Genomic DNA, 19,019 nt, shown 5'->3' with positions numbered 1-19,019 from the left:
AATAGCCCAGGTATTGTTCCAGTCGTAATAGGTTGTGTTATCTATCGAGCGTTTTTCTTTCGCCCCGCCATAATAGCCGTCGCCACCATTGGCTCCGTCATGCCAGCTCATAAACACTTCACCATAATCAGTATACAGCTCTTTTAACTGAGCCTGGTAAACCGCCAGGTATTGATCGGTTCCATAAAGTGCATTGTTTCTGTCCCAGGGAGAGCAGTAAACGCCAAATTTTAAGCCGTTTTTGCGTGCAGCCTGTTCTGTTTCTTTTACCAGATCTCCTTTTCCTGCCCTGAACGGGCTTTTGCTGATATTATATTCTGTTGTTTGAGTGGGCCACAGAGCGAAACCATCGTGGTGTTTGGCGACTAAAATAATCCCTTTCAAACCACCTGCTTTTGCTGCTTTGATAATCTGATCTGCATTAAAATCGGCTGGATTAAATGTTTTCGGATCGGCATCTCCAAAGCCCCATTCTTTATTCTCAAATGTAGTGGGTGTAAAATGGATTAAGCCGTAAACTTCAAGATCATGCCATGCCAGCTGTCTTTTGGATGGGAGCGGGCCATAAGGTTCAGGAGGAGTTTGGGCACAGAGACTTATTGATAATGTTAGAAAAAGAATCAAAAATGGTTTCATAGTCTGGCTTAGATTGTACTAAAATACAAATAATACCATTAGAAAGCTGAACACACTTGAAAAAGGAGCCGGAAATTAATTTTCAGGCTCCTTAATAAGGTAATATATTAGAATTTGTGTATCGTTTATGGAGTGTAATCTGAAACCCTGGTGATATGCATATTGAGCTGTCCTGTAGTTCCAATAGCCACTGGTATTGGTCTGTGGGATGAAGCTTACTGCATTATCCTGCTTTACAATAATGTTGGCTACTGCAATTCCGCTCAATCTGAAGAGCCCGGAACTTTGCCTGATTCTGTGATTAAACAGGTTCCGGCAATCTGAGAAGCCAAATACAAACATTCCGTTTTGTTCTGTGTCTACGGTCATTTGCTGTATTTCGTCTCCGGTAAGCCTGGGAACAAAACCCCTGCGTAAAAGCAGGCTTTAACGGTATATAGGCAACATCTAATGATCCTTAAAGCAGTATTGATACTTATCTGAGCAATAATAATACTTCCGGAAATAAGAGCTGTTAACAGGTAGCAAATATTTTTTTCATCTCCTGCTTAAGGTATTATATAAAAAATAATTTAAAATTCTTCTGCAATCATAGCTTCTCTGATTCCGGCAGTAGTTGTCCCCATGTTGGAAAGGGTACAGGTAAACCTGACTATCGTGCCGGTAGAGCTGTCGTATATATGATAAGTCGTATATTCAGTCGAGCCACCTGCCTGATTACCATCTAAACTGGCCCATGTTCCCGGAGTAAACGTTGGGACCGTTCTTTGCCTGTATACAACAGCAGATACTCCTGTACCACCACTAGTATCATTAAACTCTACATCCCAAACCATAAACTGCCGTGCTGCACCATCATTTATTCTGATCTGCCATGTTCCGTTTAACAAAGTAGTTGCATTATATCCTGCATATCTGAATGAGTACCTGCCGGAACCACTGTTTAATATCACAGTACTGCTTGGTACTGTTAAACGTTGTTTAGTGACAGAAACCCCGACAGTCTCATTATTGGCTGATATAATGGCTCCGTTTGCATCGGTGGCCAGTGCTGTAGCAGAGGGTAGCTGAGTAATCGTTATTCCTGAAACTTCTGCTGTACCGCTGTTGACTTCAAGTTGATTAGTGGGAGCCGTTGTGCCGACTCCTAACCGACCTTGTGCGGTTATTACAACATCGTTGGCCTGTTGTGTTATTGCAGGAACTCCTGTTACGGGATTATCTTTGTTGCCGTCTATATGAAAAGGAGCCTGAGGATTTGGGGTATTAATCCCTATTTGTGCTGAAACCCTGATCATCCCGATCGTTAAAATTAATAAGCTGATGGTTGCTTTTTTCATAATTTAGTTATAATTAAATGATTCCTGTACTGTGAATACTATGTTGAATTACTGTATTTTGAGTTGGAAAAACAGTAATGATTATGTCAATATTGAGCCGGTCTTTTGCTGGCAATAACTATTTGAAAAGTCATTTCTAAAAATGAAGGGGATTTAAGAATCATCATTCTTGAAAAATAAGTTTTTTTTAAATCCAGCCTTTATTGATGATTATATCAATCTGGGCATCAACGAATGTTGAATTTAAAAGCAGCTGGGATCATAATTTTTTCATTGGTGTTTTCTTTTCTCAATTTCCTGTCAAAACTATTGATTAATAACCTGCCTGGAAAATAAAGTCTGTACTGAAATAACGACTGTATTGTACGAAAATTATGACAGGATTATCGTTTTTTTAGTACGGTCCTGATCATGGAAAATTTAAGATTATTAAATACTTTTGCTCAAGTGTGTATTTGGACTGTAGCTCAGGAAAGTCATTTATAGAAAAGCAGCTGATGGATCTTCATCATGACTATTGTTTTTTATAATGCAGGTCTGTCTTTCGATCCGACAGATCATTTCTGGGAAGAAGGATAAATACACACGATTCTAAAAACACGATGGTGTGTATGTTCCCATTACTCCCATCATTTCACATCAGATCCCGGATCTGATGTTTTTTGGCTGTATGGTCCTGACTTTTATTATTAATCAGCTTTCAGAATAATTTTCACGACGGTTCCTTTTGATGTATTTTCATGGAAACTTATTTTTGCATTGAGCTTTTTGCTTAGCTGGATCACCATATGTAATCCCAGGCCGTAATTTTTAAATACAAAATTTTCAGATTCCATTCTTTCAAAAACCTGGGAATAATAGGTTATCTGCGTTTGGGACATTCCTTTTCCGGTATCGGATATGATGATTTCCACCGCCTCATTCTGGGCAATGGCTTTTATTGATATTTCCCCTTCTATGGTGTTTTTTACTGCATTGTCGATTAGATTATGCAGGATTGTGGAAAGTATATTTTTATTGTTTTTTATCTTTAAACCAGGATCACAAAGATTAGCTATTACTGTATTATTTTCAGACGCCATTTCCTCAAAAAGAAGCTTTTTATCTTCTATTATATCAAATAATGAATATTCTTTTTCTTCTGAAGCATTTTCCCCCTTATACAATTCGGTGTATTCTTTTAATCCTAATGTAAATTTAAATAACTGTTCAGATGTTTTATAAATTCCGTCGAAATATTTTTTCTGTGAGAGGGGGTCGTCTGCTTCACTGAGTTTCTGGGAAAGCAGGGCAATAAATTTTACCGGAGTTGTGATATCATGGCTGATGCTTTCCATTATTTTTTGCTGGTATTCAGATTCATTCTTGAGTTTATTCCTTGTCATTTCGAGCGTGTCTGCTGTCTCTTTAAGTTCCTGATTCCTGCTGTAAAGGTTGCTTTTCAATTTTTTATTGATAATTCTGATAAAGTTTGTCCGTATCTGTACAATGATTATGACCAGTAATATTCCTGATAATATGACAAAAATTTTAAACCACATTGTCTGATAAAAAAAGGGCTTTATTTCTATCAGAATTTTTTTATAGGCAAACTTTCCGTTTCCAGAAGTCAGAAATCTGATGAGCAGGTTATACTTTCCGGGGCCTATATTGTGTAAAGTATATTTTCTATCCTTTTTTATTTCTTCCCATTTATTATTGCCACTGTTTTCCAGCAGGCTTTCGATGTAAATATTTTCGATATTATGATAGTAGGGTATATCAAAAAGAATTTCAACGCTTTTATAATCACTTTCCAGCTTAAGGGTATCTTTGAAACCGAGCATTTTTTTCCCCATTCTGGCCCTTTCAATATATAGTTGACTGCTTTCAGGATAATAGGTCTTAATGTCATCAGGCTTAAAAAAAACAAAGCTTTCCATTGAAGGAAATACAAATTCTCCGTTGTCCAGAATGATACCGCTTGGGTTGGAGCTGCCATTGAATTCATTATTCAGAAAACCATCTTCTTTGGTATACCGGTAGTAGATCACTTTGGAGTCTTTATTCTGGGCATAATTCAAAAGCATCTTTTCAGAAACCTTGAATAAACCGTTATTTGAAGAGATCCAGAAAATTCCGTTTTGGTCTTCCAAGATATGGTGTGCACCGGAAATATAGCCTTCTTTATCATCCGGCATCCTGAGTATTTTATCTTTCTTCAGGAGATAAAATCCTTTATTGTGAGTGGTAAACCAGTAATTTCCATCTCTCGTCCGTTGAATTTCCTTTATCGGCAGGTCTTTGGCCAGGTATTTTACGATTTTATTCCGGGAAAGAGACAGGAGATAGATCCCGTTACTCGTTCCGATGTATAGCATATCATGATTATATTCTTTTATAAAGTTGATATTATCTTTACACCTGAAAATTTTTTTTGCTTCTTTGAATGTATCATTGGTAAACAAATACAGATCATAATATTCGTATTTACGGTCTGCCATATTGACTACAATATGGTTGTTTATTTTGAATAGCCCCTCAACGTTCCTGTTTGGGAAACTTACGGAATCATGCTTCTGATAATGTAAAGCACTATACCTTCTGTGCAGCTTATTGAATTCCACATATAAAAGGTTATAGGAGCTGTCGTACAGCAGATAACGTTTATCATAGTTGAAACCGGCCGAATATATTTTGCGGACTTTATTTTTAGAATATTCAAAGCCCTGTTTTGAAATAATTGAATTTGAGGTAAAGGGTAATGCTTCATAAACAACTTCACCGGAAAACGGAATGTTTTTTTGCGGGACGTAGAACCTGGAAAGACTAATTATATTAAGTCCTTTCACAACATTTCCAAAATAAAATTTATCATATTCCCTATCATAAAAGATGCAGTATAAAAGCTGTTTTTCTATTCCTTTATATTGCATCAGAAAGGTGAGGGCAGGCTTACCACCATTTATTTTACTGATATGAATATTACCGTTGTTGATTACAAAAACCTGTTTGGTCCCCTGATGCCAGTATATTTTAGATTCAGGATCGTTATACAGGGAAGGTTTATTGTCATAGGATACCATACCGTTTTTTAAGATAATTGTTCTCCGGTTTCGGGGATCGGGTATATAGATAATATTTTTTTGCTCAAAAGCATTCATCAGACTTTTCGAAGAGAAACCTGAAAGAATTTTTTTTTCTGATCCATTTCCGTTTTTGTAGATAATGTGATGATTGTCGAAAAAGTAGGTTTCTGAACTTGTTTTTATATAATAACAATTCGTTTCCGGAAAAAAATTGCTTAAAAAGTTACTTTTATAATACCTTTTATATTGTCTGTTATGGGCCATTGAGGCAGTTCTGGATACTTTTCCGTTAGGCAGCATTTTTACAGTTCTGTCTGATATCAGGACGCAATTTTCATCATTATTATTAAAGCAAATGATATCTCCATTATCTGTGGCTAAAAAATTCCCAAAACTTAAATTGCTTATTTTAAAATTATTGTGAAGCGAAAATCCGGCTCCGTCATATCTCAGAATGCCACCATCTGTTGACAGCCAGATAAACCCGTATTTATCTTTTATAATATCTTTTATGCTGTTTTGAGGTAAGCCTTCATCCATACCGTACCATCGTGAGGTATAACGTTGCGCATGGAGAAACATTGAAAATAATATGAAAATAATGTAATATAATTTCATTAATAGCAGCTAACAGATTTTATAGAACAAAGATATTATAAGTTTATAGTGCTTTTTCTTGATGATGTCAAATTTATATTACATTTAATGAAACTACATATAGGTAGTGTTCAGAATCTACCCTTCATGATACTGAAATCAGATGTGGCATATTTCAGGAACTAATGAGAACTTAGATCCAGATCACAATAATACCGGATCTAATGGGTGATTTTTATGAAATATTAATGATAATTTTTGCTATTGGAAACTTTCAGAAGATCAACAAGGTTATTTACGCCCAACTTTGCATACACTCTTCTCTTGTAAGTGCTTGCTGTGGTCATATGAATTTCGAGGATATTGGCAATTTCTAAATTTCCATTCCCTTCTATTAAGAGCTTAAAAACCTGGAATTCTCTTTCTGATAACAAATCCGAAATATCCTTTTTCTGTGGTTGGGAGGTAAGTTCTTTAACAAGTTTGGGAGAATAATAATACCCGTCTTCAAAAACGGACTGTACTGCTTTTATTACATTTTTTTCACCGCTCAGTTTATTGATATATCCTTCTGCACCTTCCTGAATATATTCTATGGCTGCACTTTCTTTATAAGAGGTAAAAATGATAATCATGATATCTTCCTGAATCATTTTCAATTCTTTAATCATATGCCTGAAAGTACTTCCTTCCATATCGATGTCAAGCATAATAAGATCAAATTTCTCCTTATGTAGTTTTGATTTTACTTCCTCATAATTTTCTGCGTAATCGATTGAAATATCAGGAAAATGATTTTCTAAAACCATAGCGGTTCCAAGTCTTACTACATAATGATCATCTGCAATCAGTATTTTTTTATTCATATTCGGATCGTTTATAAGATAACTTTTACCTTTATTTCTTTTGGTGTTTCTTTTCTTAGCTTTGAATTTTCTACTTATTTTACTCCTGAATTCTATTTGAATCGGGTTACCCTTTTTCAACATCAAATATATCAATTTCTTTTTCTTTTTCTACTGAGATTACTTTCTTTATTGATACCACGAAATTCGAAATTACTGTAATATCGAAGTAAAACACAGCAGGTAAATCCTGCGGTGTTTATTTTTCATTTTAAGTAAAAGGCCGGTGTTATTTTAACGGTTTAAGATGGGCTTTTTAATCAGATCTGATTTTTTAGATAGTACAACTTTTCTGCTTTGCTCCCGTCAGTTGTTTTTGCCACTACATCCAGAGTTGCATTCGGGGTATATGTATTAATGCCTACTTGTGCAAGTGGAATTTTTGCACCCGGCATACAGGAAATTACTAAAATTTTCTCCATAATTTTAAGCGTAAAGTTTTTCTCAAAATTATCTTCATTAATTAGTTATCCAAAATATTTATTGTAGTATTTATATGACCTTTATGTACTATGAATACTACATATTGAATTGGAATATCTGTCTGGTATCAGATGTGAGACGCTAGACCCCAGACTTAAGACTTTCATGTAAATTAGTCTACTATCCGATGTCTAGTGTCTAGCGTCTCATATCTCAATACCCGCCATGATTTATTGCCGCATTGCAAATAATTTAATACACAATGGGATAAACCCGAAAGAAACCGCAACAAAAACAGCCACCCTGATGTAATTGAGCGTTTGCCAGAGTGAGGTCCTTGCGGTTAAATTTTCTGAAGCTACCTGTGTTTCAGCTATTTTCTGAAAATCTATAATGTTTGGTGCAAAGAAAGTAAGAGTCCAGACTCTGACTGCGATGTGTACTGCCAACAGAATTAAAAGCCAGTTTCTGACCGGATCAATTTTCCAGCAGAAAATAATCGCAAGGATGAAAGTTATCTCATGCAGGGAATGGAAGATGATCCAGAAGATTTTAAGGCTTATCCCTTTTCCGTCCAGTAAGAGCTTAAAATTATCCGGTGGAGATGAAACCCATTTGGGGACAAATACAAAAGTTTCAAAAATCTGTGCCCCATTCATTAAAAAATAGATGAGTGTTGTAATGCAAAGCGATATTTCGGCTCTTGTTAAATAGCTTGCTGTTAAACTTTCCATGTTATTTGCTTTTTTTGTTTAAGTTATCAGATGTTTCTTTCATGATGGCTGTTGCTTCCAGGAAATAACGTTCAATAGCTGCCCGTTCTTTTTCTGAAAAAGTTGAAATTAACTCCATCGTTTTTTTCTGTAATTCCTCAAAAAAAGGTTTTAAAAGCTTCATGCTGTTTTCTATATTGGGGATGATAATTACTTTTCTTCTGTCTTCTTTGATGAACTGTCTTTTAAGGAGTTCCTTTTTCTCCAAACGGTCTATTAATCCTGTCACTGCGCCTGTCGTTAGTCCGGTTAGCCTGGATATTTCACCTGCTGTTATAGACTCATGCTGGAGTATAAGTCCTAAATATTTATGATCTGCCCCTGATAATCCGGCTTTTCGGGCAATAGCCTCATGCATGAAGATCGAAGCATCAGAATATTGTCTGCTTGCTGTCCTGAACTGTTGAAAATTATTTTTAGTCATTGATTAATCTTTTAACTAATTATCTTAGTTATAAAGATATTTATTTTTATTTAAATCATACCAATTTTTAATAAACATTGAGGCTTGTAAAAAGGAGTGAATATGAACATGCACAACTGAGCAGTAAATCAGGAAACTTCCTGTTTTAAAATATCAAAACTTGTTTAAAAGAGTTTCAAATAATAAAAAATAGTAATAGTTTTAACCCATGTGAAATTGTTTGGTTTCATGTTCAATTTAATTTTGATTAAAACAAATAATAAGAAATGAAAAAAGTAACAGGTATTGGCGGCGTTTTTTTTAAATGCAGAGACGTAAACAAAATGAAAGAATGGTATAAAACCCATCTTGGTTTAGATACTAATGATTATGGGGCAACCTTTGAATGGAAAGAAGCTGATGACCCTACCAGAGATGGCTCTACCCAATGGAGCCCGTTTCCTGAGACCACAAAATATTTTGAACCTTCCGAAAAAGAATTTATGATCAACTATAGAGTAGCAGATCTGGAAGCATTGGTTGAAGAGCTTAAAAAAGAAGAGGTAACGATTGTTGATGATATAGCAACTTATGATTATGGGAAATTTGTTCATATTATTGACATGGAAGGCAACAAAATTGAGCTCTGGGAGCCTAAATAAATTCAGACCGGAAAAAGATAACCGGGAAAGCCAGGTATAAGCAAAACGCCAAAGCAGAGCTTTGGCGTTTTTTCTTTAGGAATGAATTTATACTAAAAAAAGGAATTTAGTTGGCAATTTTATGACCATATAAAGTGCTTACCACCACCTGGTAAACAGTGCCGCTGCTTACTGCTGCAGCTGAAGCCATACTGACTGTTTCTCCGGCATTTAGGTAAGTAATACATGAGACATTGGTACTGGACAGTGGTCCCGAATTGATATGATGAGATTGTACCAGGATGTTATTAGGAGTTGTACTGTAGTTTTTTATAAGATACAATACATTCCATGCAAAAGTGGGGTTACCTGAAACAGCACCATTATCAAACTGGGTTGACCCATAGAACATATAATATCCATTGTCAGGAGCTGTAAATCTTCCGCTTCCGGTATTGAATGCTCCACCTGCATTAATAACTGCCCCCTGAGCATAATTAATCTCTCCTGTAACATACGGACCGGCACCGATGGTCGCCGGAAGACTCTGCCTTGTCGTAGTACTTATGGCAGAAAAAGGGTACGTTGTAGCGGCAGCCGGAACTCCGTTAGAGCTTGAAAGCAAAATAAGCTCCCAGGTTGTTCCGGTAGTTGTTCCTTTGCTTATAAAAAAAGCATAATAACCGGGCGGAACAGAGATATTCGGTACGCCGGATCCGCTTTGGTTATCTATTAATTCTGCACCGTTGGTTGCTATGGTAAGTACTGCTGATCCCGTGTTCTTAAAATGATAGGTACGTCCTATAAAATTACCTTCTCCGGCTATGGCGGCAGGCAGGGTTAAAGTTCCGTTGCTATTGCCGTTATAGGCTATATAATAATCATTGGCATCGACAAGACTGCTGGAAGTAACTGTTTTATAAGTTGCTGCGAATGAGCCGTTAACCGTTAACTTGCTTCCCGGGGCAGAAGTGTCAATTCCTACATTATGGGTTTGCGAATAATTCATGATACTGCTCAAACCGGCCAATAAAGTAAGACAAAACGTTTTTTTCATAGACAAAAATTTAGATTTAATAAAGTAAGAAAATGAAGAAAAATAATTGGATGGATCACAATATGGATTGGTCAGTATAGAATTATGCACTCTTCCGGGACAGGAAAATGCTATTTGTTTTAATTGACTGAATCTTCAATATGATTTTACCATTTCAGAAACGCATTATGTTATTTCTGATCTTAATGAACTGCTGCTTAAAGTGAGGGAGTTGCAGCAGTTCAGTTTTCAACTTTATGTATTTAGAATCGTATACTTTGGAAGGGAAATGTATATCATATTAGTTTTGAAATTTTACAAAATCCAAATAAAAACTAGGATTTCCTACATTAAAACCGGCAGGGACTACTAAGTTTGTTTTGATTGCTAAAATAGGATAGGTGCCCGGGGCGGAAAAATACAATACCCGGTTCTGATCTCTTGGAGCCATAAAAACTGGGGTATTAGAAGTACAGTAACTCTTCCAGACATCCCCGATCCCATCGATGTAAAAAGTATAATCATTACAGTCAGAATTTATTGCAATACCACTACGGAAAAAATACCATCCTCTTGCAGGAATCGTTACTGAAATTCCAGTAGGTAGGTTTCCTCCTCCTGAAGCTCCTGTGAAAGGATTGGTTAAGGTTCCTGTATAAGACGTCCAGTTATTGGCAAATGCTGTGGTAACAGTTGATGACCACGTTGCCAGGCCGTTCGCATCACTGGTTAGTACATAACCCAGCTGCTGGGTACCGTCTTTTATCTGCAGTGCTCCATTGGTAGTGCCGTTATCAATAACAATTTTAGAATTAGCGGCTCCCGCAGGTACCGTATTCGTACCTAGCAAAACCTTTCCGGTTCCATTGATGCTCAGGTTATTTCCGGCAGTAGCAATATCGGTTGCCTGAGAAAGGGTACCGCCCAGTTTCACATCAGTACCGGACATGGTAAGGCCATTGCTGGATGTAATATTGTTGTTGATTATTGTTGTTCCGTTGCCACTGCCGCCTTCAAGTTCCGTGATGGCTATCATACCTATGTCTGAATGTAAGCTTGCAGTCCCGGCTCCATTGGTAAGCCTTACTTTGACCCCGATATCTGCAGTCGGCCTGTAAATAGCATAAGCTTCCGGCTGTCCGCCTACTGTATCTGGAAAGGTACTGATTGCATCAACAACTCCCATAGTACTTGATGGAAGCACAGAATTATTGGATGCATCAACCCATTCGTAGATAAAAAAACCACCGGCGTCAGAAAAATTAATAGCATGCAGCTGACAACGCAGGATATAAGTTTTACCGGCTTTTAAATTAAATACCCCCGAGTTATAGGTAATATTGTTTGATGCTATTACAGAAGCAAATGTGACATCCGAACCAGGAGATGCAGCCTGAAGTGTATTGGGTTTTACAACAATATAATCACCGGTTGAAGAGGAGCCTATTGAAACCACTTCCCAAGTCGAGTTGGCTCCGGTGAGCCCCGTGTTGATCAATTGTACACTTTGATTCGCCGGTACCAAAACACTTGTATTTCCGTTGATGGTTTCTGCACCTGCAGGATTTACGGTGATCGAAAAATTAGTGTTGTTCTTGATGGTATACATCCGGCCTTTAAAATTTCCAATACCACTTATGGCAGCCGGAAGATTAAATACTGCGTTGGATGTACCATTATAAGATACATGAAAATCAGTAGCAGATAATGCATAGGGAGTCGTATTTACCGGACTGTACTGTGCAGCCAGAGACCCGTTAATATCCAATGTGGAACCCGGGTTAGGAGTATTGATGCCAACAGATCCGGCTTGTGAAAAGACAATACCGGAAACCAACAATCCTGTTGTAGCATAGAGTTTTGTTAAATTTTTAAGCATTTTGTATTATTTTTAATTATTTTGTAATTTTTTTTTGGATTGAAATTTTTAAAAATTTAAATTGTTCAGGATTGATAAGTCATGAAAATGGAGTTGCATGGTTTAGAGATCAAAAGATTTGTTATTAGTTTATTAAAGAAAAATTTAATGATGTAATCAATTATTTCCTTTTGTTTATCGGATTAGTGTAAAATTAGAAAAAAAAATATGCAATAAGATATCACTGTTTGTAGAAAAAAATAACGCTCAATGTAGAAAATTTTCTACAAAATTCTTAAATGAGAAATTTGTTTTTTGGGTTAAAACCGGGAGTGAGTTTAATTGGTTTATTAACATTAATAATTTATAAATATTAATAAATTGAAAATTCCAGAACTGAAAATGCTCGGCTCTGGAATCCTATCTGCTTCAAAGGCTAATATCCGGAAACAGGTTTCTATTGTATTATTTTAACGATTAAGTGATATAATTCTGATAAAGCCTGATAAGGTCTGCCACATTGTTGGTCTGCAGCTTTTTATGAATCCTTTTTTTATAAGTACTGATGGTTGGCATCTGTATATTCAGGGTATTTGAAATTTCAAGGTTTCCGAACCCTCTTGTTATAAGAGTAAAAATTTCATATTCCCTTTCAGATAGGCTTTTTATGGAATCCAGGGGAGAGCGCTGCAGCAGCTTGATGGCAATGTTTGAAGGATAATAATATCCATCAGAAAACATCTTTTTTACAGCCTCAGAAATCTCATCCACCTTACTCAGCTTATTAATGTAGCCATTAGCTCCTTCTTTGATATACTGTATAGCAATTTCTTCTTCGTAGGCAGAAAAAACCAATATTTTGATGTCCGGATCGGTCTCTTTAATTTCAGAGATCATTTTCTTGTTCTTACTCTCAGGCATATTGATATCCAGGATAACGAGATCATATTTCCGTCTGGATATTTTGTCTAGAGCTTCCGGATAATCTTGAGCCTGATCAATCAGAATATCAGGTATTCTGGATTCTAAAATCATGGTAGTTCCGGCCAGTACCACATCATGGTCATCAGCTATCAGGATGTTTTTAATCATCTTTCTTATTTTTTAAAATTAATGTAAAAGAGGTTCCTCTTAATTTATTCTTTTTGAAGATAATTTTACTTTCGATCATTTGTAATAATTGCAGGACGAGGTGAAGCCCCATACCATATTTTTGTAATAATAATTTCTCGTGTTCAATATTATCCTGAAGCTGGGTATAATATTCTATTTTCTGTTCATCCATACCAGTCCCGGTATCCTGGAGCATCAGGATAATATTTTCTTCGTAAATATCACTGCTGATTGTTATTGCCCCGTTTTTTGTAAATTTTACAGAATTGTCCAGGAGATTATGGATAATGGCAGCCAGGATGTTTTTGCTGATCCAGGTATAGATGTTCTTATTGACGTCGTTGTTGATGATGGTGTTGTTGTTTTCAGCGATGGCATTAAAAAGTATTTTCTTTTCTTCCACAAGCTTATATAAAGAATAAAGCTTTGATTCGTCTGACCGGTGGTGATAATAGATATCTGCATATTCTTTTAAGGTCATTGTAAAATTATACAACTGATGGGATGATTTATGAATTGAAGAAAAGACTTTTTCAGTACGCAGCTGGTCAAATTCTTTCTTTTCCATCACTTCATCTGTAATCATGGCAATAAATTTTACCGGAGTAGTGATGTCATGGGTAATGGTGCCAATAAGTTTTTTCTGCAGCTCAATTTCTTTTCTGAGTTTTATCTTGGTGATTTCTAAATTCTCTACCGTATCAGAAAGATTTTTGGTTCTTAAACTGATGATTTTTTCCAGCTCATAATTTTTTCTGGTCAGAAAGCCTATTCTCCATTTCACTAAAAGGTAAACCAAAAAAGATAATCCCAAAAATACAAGGGTTTTAAACCAAAAGGTTTGGTAAAAATAAGGCGGAATAATAATATTTACTTTTTTATAAGCAAACTTACCGCTGTCTGAGACAAGCATTTTTATAGTAAGGAGATGATTTCCGTAACCCAGGTTGAAGGCAGAAAATTTTCTGTTTTTTCCGATCAGCTCCCATTTTGCATTGGGTACCCCGCTCAGCTTGGCATAAATCATAATATTATCCGTATTGGCATAATACGGAACATCGATAAATATATCGATCCGGTTAGATTTCTGTGTGGCATATAAGCGGTTTTGAAAATATACTTCTTTATCATCAATTTGAGCCCTTTCCAGATATATATTCTGAGGATAATATGCCTTAACTTTCATGGGATCAAAAAACACCAGGCCATCAAGGGAAGGAAGAACGAATTCTCCGTTTTTTAATTGATTCCCGGTGATATTGCAGCCACCGTTAAACTCATTGGTATCGAAGCCTGCTTTTTTAGAAAACCGGTAATAGTGTACTGTATAATTTTTATTCTCAGCATATTTTAAAAGCTGGTCTTTGTGAACTCTATATAAACCATTGTTGGAAGGTATCCAGAAAAAACCTTTTTGATCTTCCAGTATCGTATGGGCTGAAGAAAGGTTCTGATTTATATCGCAGGGCATTTTGATCAGAATATCATTTTTTAACAGGTAGAATCCTTTTCCAAGAGTGGTGACCCAGAAATTTCCGTCCCTGGTTCTTACAATATTACGGATGGATAAATTGTTGCTCGTTGCTAATCTGGATATTTTGTTTGATTTCAATGATACTTTATACAATCCGTTTATAGTGCCTACCAATATATGGTCATTATCCGTTTTTAAGAATTTTGTAGTTTCTATGTTAAAGAAAAATTTCTTCTCTATTTCTCCAAAAGATTTGTCTTTATATAAAGTGAGCATCCCATTAAACTCAGTGTTGCCATGTATTTTTGATTTTATAGTGAGCATATAATATCTGTTTTCATCATAAAAAAAATCTTTAATCTGGCTTTCCTCTGTAGAAACCAGCACAAAATCTCTATAGGAAGACTTTTTTTGATAGACTCTCAGCTCTCTTTCATTTTTTATGATAATATTTCCTTTATCATCATAATCTGTAAAATATTGGGTGTAATTTTTGAAATTTTTGGTTCCTACAAATCCATTCCGATGATAGATGTCTCCGGATGGGGTAATCACGGAAGAATCACTATAAGGTAATGTAGAATAAAAAACAGATGGAAATGTTTGGGAGTCTCTTTTAGAGGGAACAAAATCTGATAAGCTAATGATTTGAAGGCCTTTTGTACCGTCTCCCAAGTAGAGCTTTCTGTAAAACTGATCATAATAAACGCTCCTCAGGTTATTTCCCTTAAGATCTATCTGAACGAGCCGGGTTACTTTCAGCTGTCCTTTTTCATAAAGGCAGGTATAAAAAGTATTTTTGTTCAGGATAAAAACCTGGTTATTCACCCTGTTCCAAAATATTTTACTGTTAATATCCGTAAGCAATGGGCTGGTGTAAGAATTGGTAATTTTATTGGCCTCTATTTTTCTGACCTTTTTAGCTTGACTATCTATATAGAACATCTGCTCATCGAGTACGAAAATTTTCGGAATATTTGTATGGATCAGCTTAATTTTCAGGTTTTCTTCAGCTCCGGAATCATAAGATGCATATATTAAAGCATTTTCCTTTATATAATACCTGCCGTTTTTGAAATTCATATAAAAGCTTCCTCCCTGAGTGGTATCGAAATTGTAATTAGAGCAGTACAGAAAATAATTGGTATTGCCTTTAGTGATAATATTTTGAATTTTTTTAAGATTTCTGATTGCTTTGGGATATTTTCCATGCAACAGTACCTTGTTTCCATAATCTATTCCTGTAAAAATGCTGTCCTTTTCAATATTACCATAAAAATAAGTAAAACGCTGACTGTTTAGCGGGAAATTCTTATACACCAGAAAATTTATGCCATCGTATCTTACAAGCCCATTTTCGGTCGTCATCCATATAAATCCGTATTTATCTTTTACAATATCCTTTACACTGTTTTGTGGAAGCCCATTATCAGTATTATAAAATTCAGTATTATATTTCTGGGAATGAACAGTTGAAAAAAAAATGAAAAGAAAAACAGAGAATATATTTTTATACAAATTTTATTGTTTTAATGGTGGAGCAAATATATAAACGAATTAATAATTGTAAAAGGTTTTGTGAATATTTTAATTGTTTATTCATATTTAGGCTATTATCTTTCATTGATTCTTAATAATATGTTTCATTATTGATGTTAAACCGTAATTGATTATAATATCATTACACCGAGTATTTTTTAGAGAAATGGAATGATTTTCAGCATATTTCAGATAAATTATTTATTATTTGATGCATAATTCATAGGAAACCTATATTTTTACCCCGTGAATAGTTGATGGAATTTGGAAAGGACATTATTTAATTAAAATGATCAATAAACCTTTACACAATTTCCACATCCCTGTGATGGGGTTGGCTTACACGATAGACAGTCCTATCCGTGTGGCCCAATACGGAATTTCTTCCGTTGTTTCTATAATAGATGATGAGATTATAGAAAAAATAAAGAATTTTTATAACAGGAAGTTTAACCTGGATTACGGAAGTATTTCTACGAAGGCAGATGATTACCGGGCTAAAAGAATTACGGCTTATCTGGATATGATGGATGATATTGTTAATGAAAAATTCAATGCATTCAAAGAAGAAATTACAAAAAACAAAACGGCTCTTAAAAATTTTCTGGGCATGCTTCCCAATACTTCAGAGCTGAAAAAGAATCTTCAGAACCTTCTTGAACAAAAGGACGGGTTTACTTCTGCCATAAAAAACTATATTGAGACCCGTCTTGTTCCCGGAAGTATAGACGTCAATATCATGACCAAAGTAGATAAAGACCATTTTAAGGACAGCAAGCCTCTTCCCATAATGTATAATGATGCACATGCATCTCTACGTGGTTTTGCCCATAGTAAATTGTCTTCTTCAATGGTACTTTCTGCAGGAATGAATCCCCGCTTATACAGCTACATCGAAGAATTTGATGATTTCTTTCCGGATGAAAAAGGAATTTTAAAAAAGAAAATTATTCTGAAAGTAAGTGATTTCCGTTCAGCGATGATCCAGGGGAATTTTTTGGCAAAAAAAGGACTTTGGGTTTCCGAATACAGAATAGAATCAGGATTAAATTGTGGCGGTCATGCATTTGCAACAGAAGGTTTGCTGCTTGGGCCTATCATGGAAGAATTCAAACAGAAAAAGAATGAGCTGATCAGCTCTGCCCATGCATTAATGATTGCTGCTTTGGAACAGAAAAAGAAATATTCCGTCCCCGAACCCCTGGAAATGAAAATTACGGTTCAGGGTGGTGTCGGTACATCGGAGGAACATGAGTTTCTGCTGGAACATTATAATGTCAACAGTGTAGGGTGGGGCTCGCCATTTTTACTGGTTCCGGAAGCCACTTCAGTAGATCGGGAAACCAGGGAGCTTCTCATAAATTCAAAAGAAAAAGATTTTTATTTAAGCCATATTTCGCCTTTAGGAGTCCCTTTCAATACGGTAAGAGGTACTTCCAATGAAATCATTAAACGGACAAAAGAAATGAAGAACCGTTACGGAAGTTCCTGCCCGAAAAAACTTCTGGCTCTGAGTAAAGAATTCTCACCGGAAGGGATCTGCACCGCTTCAAAAAAATACCAGGATATTAAGCTTAAAGAATTGGAACGGGAGAATGAACCCATGTCAGATGAACAATTCCATAAAAGAAAGACAGAGATCACAGATAAAGCCTGTTTGTGTGTTGGGCTGGTCAATTCGGCTTATCTGGAACAGGGAATAGAGATAAAAGGCGAAAAACAGGGAGTTGTTATTTGTCCCGGGCCTAATCTTGCTTTTTTTGATAAAGAAGTTTCTCTTTCGGAGATGGTGCAGCATATTTATGGGAATACCAATATTCTTCCGGAGCAATACCGTCCCCATATGTTTATCAATGAGCTGAAAATGTATGTCGATCACCTGAAAAAAGATATTGCCGATTGTTCAGGAATGATCACCAGCCCGCAATTAAAAAAATGGAAAACATTCAAAGAAAACCTTTTTGCCGGGATTAGTTATTATGAAAGCCTTTTCAACAATTCAGGTTTTTTTAAAAAAGAAATATATGCAATTACCAAACAGCTTGAAAAATATAAATCAATGCTTTTGCATTTAGAAATTCCACGGCTTACAAATTAAAATAGTTATAAGGTTTTTTAACTGCAAATAAAACCACTGTAAATTATTTATAGTGGTTTTATTTTTATGAAATATGGGCTGCTATTTATCACTTATTGCTTTTATTCTGTCCTCAATGGTTCTCCAGTCATACATATGGAAAACTTTTCCGTTACTCATGGCTACCAATATTCCTTTGGGGAATTGGGGCCCGAGGTTGACATTGGTGACTTCTGAGCCATCACTTTCACTGGTAGAAACAGGAATTTCTGCAATTCTTCCTTTTGCCGGGTTTTCTCTTAAATACACATTGAACGTATCTTTCTGCTGATTGGAAACCAGAATATATCCTGTGGTTGCTGAAGTAGGATAGATTGAAATTCCTTCCACGTCAGATTTGAAGTCTCCTTTTCCGAAAACCAGAAGTTCTTCATTTCCTTTTGCCGGATCTGCATAATACTGATGAACTCCGAATTGCTCATCGGAATAGTAGATATACCCCAGTTCATCATCTACAGCAATGCTTTCAATTTCTTTCAGTCCGCTGTATTTTCCAAACTTACGCACCACTTCACCTGTGATTTTACCATCTTTTTCTGACAATTTATATTGCCACAGATAGCCATCGGCTGGCCCTGATTTTCTACCTGCAATGACGGAAATCTCACCGGTAGCCGGGTTTTTATACATTGAAATTCCCATTGGGCCTCGCTCTGTTTCTCCGTCAAAAACGCTAAACTCACCAACTTCCTTAAGATCGGGAAGTGCATAAAGCTTCACCTTATTGGTTTCCCTTTCCGTTACTGCAGCAATATCTGTTTTATTTCCGCTTAACGGAAATCCATATTCAATATCAACATTATTCGGACGTTGTAATCCAGAAACCCTATGAATGATTTTTCCGTTTAGATCAAATGCATACAATCCGCCATTTGAATCTTTATCCGTTCCGATAATAATACTTTTTGAGGCATCTGCCGGGTTGATCCAGATAGCAGGATCATCTGTATCATAAGTAACCTGGTCCGTGATGATGGCAGGCTTTATTTTTTTTCCTACATTATTTTGCCCGATGCAACTGGCCAATAATGGTAAAATTGCAATGGCAATGATCTTATTTAAGTTTTTCATTTTCA

Annotated in this window: 15 protein-coding genes; 2 read left to right on the top strand and 13 right to left on the bottom strand. The window is 35.9% G+C overall.

Annotated elements, in window-relative coordinates; all coding sequences use genetic code 11:
* From PMI13_RS15560 to PMI13_RS15530, 8 genes are all read right to left on the bottom strand, one after another.
* Nucleotides 1-636 (bottom strand): alpha-L-fucosidase (locus PMI13_RS15560; RefSeq protein ID WP_007845401.1); only part of this gene is annotated, 636 nt, incomplete at its 3' end.
* Between the two features lie 75 nt (nt 637-711).
* Nucleotides 712-1,005, bottom strand: a complete 294-nt coding sequence (locus PMI13_RS15555; RefSeq protein WP_034669561.1) for a hypothetical protein — start codon at nt 1,003-1,005, stop codon at nt 712-714.
* A 203-nt stretch (nt 1,006-1,208) separates the two neighbouring features.
* Nucleotides 1,209-1,976 carry a hypothetical protein gene (locus PMI13_RS20730; RefSeq protein ID WP_007845400.1) on the bottom strand — a complete coding sequence of 256 codons (768 nt, stop codon included), beginning with the start codon at nt 1,974-1,976 and terminating at the stop codon, nt 1,209-1,211.
* A 689-nt stretch (nt 1,977-2,665) separates the two neighbouring features.
* The gene (locus PMI13_RS15545) at nt 2,666-5,662 is read right to left on the bottom strand and encodes a sensor histidine kinase (protein WP_007845399.1); all 2,997 of its coding nucleotides are present in this window, start codon (nt 5,660-5,662) and stop codon (nt 2,666-2,668) included.
* Nucleotides 5,663-5,886: 224 nt separating this feature from the next.
* Complete coding sequence (locus PMI13_RS15540; RefSeq protein WP_007845396.1) at nt 5,887-6,507, bottom strand: response regulator transcription factor; 621 nt, start codon at nt 6,505-6,507, stop codon at nt 5,887-5,889.
* A gap of 299 nt (nt 6,508-6,806) precedes the next feature.
* Nucleotides 6,807-6,968, bottom strand: a complete 162-nt coding sequence (locus PMI13_RS21240) for a hypothetical protein (RefSeq protein ID WP_007845394.1) — start codon at nt 6,966-6,968, stop codon at nt 6,807-6,809.
* Between the two features lie 231 nt (nt 6,969-7,199).
* Nucleotides 7,200-7,703 (bottom strand): hypothetical protein, encoded by a 504-nt coding sequence (locus PMI13_RS15535; RefSeq protein ID WP_007845392.1) that lies wholly within the window; start codon nt 7,701-7,703, stop codon nt 7,200-7,202.
* 1 nt (nt 7,704) lies between these two features.
* On the bottom strand, nt 7,705-8,166 hold the full coding sequence (locus tag PMI13_RS15530) for a MarR family winged helix-turn-helix transcriptional regulator (RefSeq protein ID WP_007845390.1): 462 nt from the start codon (nt 8,164-8,166) through the stop codon (nt 7,705-7,707).
* A 266-nt stretch (nt 8,167-8,432) separates the two neighbouring features.
* On the opposite strand from PMI13_RS15530, the gene PMI13_RS15525 reads away from it, so the two are divergent.
* A complete protein-coding gene (locus tag PMI13_RS15525; protein WP_007845388.1) occupies nt 8,433-8,807 on the top strand; it encodes a VOC family protein in 375 nt (124 codons plus the stop codon).
* A 106-nt stretch (nt 8,808-8,913) separates the two neighbouring features.
* On the opposite strand, the gene PMI13_RS15520 is transcribed toward PMI13_RS15525, so the two are convergent.
* The 4 genes from PMI13_RS15520 to PMI13_RS15505 all read right to left on the bottom strand — a co-directional run bounded on the left by PMI13_RS15520 (nt 8,914) and on the right by PMI13_RS15505 (nt 15,785).
* The gene (locus PMI13_RS15520) at nt 8,914-9,843 is read right to left on the bottom strand and encodes a hypothetical protein (RefSeq protein ID WP_007845387.1); all 930 of its coding nucleotides are present in this window, start codon (nt 9,841-9,843) and stop codon (nt 8,914-8,916) included.
* 280 nt (nt 9,844-10,123) lie between these two features.
* Nucleotides 10,124-11,701, bottom strand: coding sequence for a hypothetical protein (locus tag PMI13_RS15515; RefSeq protein WP_007845386.1), 1,578 nt, complete (start codon nt 11,699-11,701; stop codon nt 10,124-10,126).
* 456 nt (nt 11,702-12,157) lie between these two features.
* Nucleotides 12,158-12,772, bottom strand: coding sequence for a response regulator transcription factor (locus tag PMI13_RS15510; protein WP_007845384.1), 615 nt, complete (start codon nt 12,770-12,772; stop codon nt 12,158-12,160).
* Entirely contained in the window at nt 12,765-15,785 is a 3,021-nt protein-coding gene (locus PMI13_RS15505) for a ligand-binding sensor domain-containing protein (RefSeq protein WP_007845383.1), read from the bottom strand. Before PMI13_RS15505 ends, PMI13_RS15510 begins: the two co-directional genes overlap by 8 nt.
* A gap of 310 nt (nt 15,786-16,095) precedes the next feature.
* On the opposite strand from PMI13_RS15505, the gene PMI13_RS15500 reads away from it, so the two are divergent.
* Entirely contained in the window at nt 16,096-17,904 is a 1,809-nt protein-coding gene (locus PMI13_RS15500; protein ID WP_007845381.1) for a hypothetical protein, read from the top strand.
* An 81-nt stretch (nt 17,905-17,985) separates the two neighbouring features.
* Here the strand turns inward: PMI13_RS15500 and PMI13_RS15495 are convergent, their stop codons facing one another.
* Nucleotides 17,986-19,014: a phytase gene (locus PMI13_RS15495; protein ID WP_007845379.1), complete on the bottom strand. Its 1,029-nt coding sequence runs from the start codon at nt 19,012-19,014 to the stop codon at nt 17,986-17,988.
* Nucleotides 19,015-19,019: the final 5 nt, after the last annotated feature.

This window comes from Chryseobacterium populi (assembly GCF_000282115.1).
Classification (GTDB): Bacteria; Bacteroidota; Bacteroidia; order Flavobacteriales; family Weeksellaceae; genus Chryseobacterium; species Chryseobacterium populi.
This window is presented reverse-complemented; position numbering and strand designations above follow the sequence as displayed.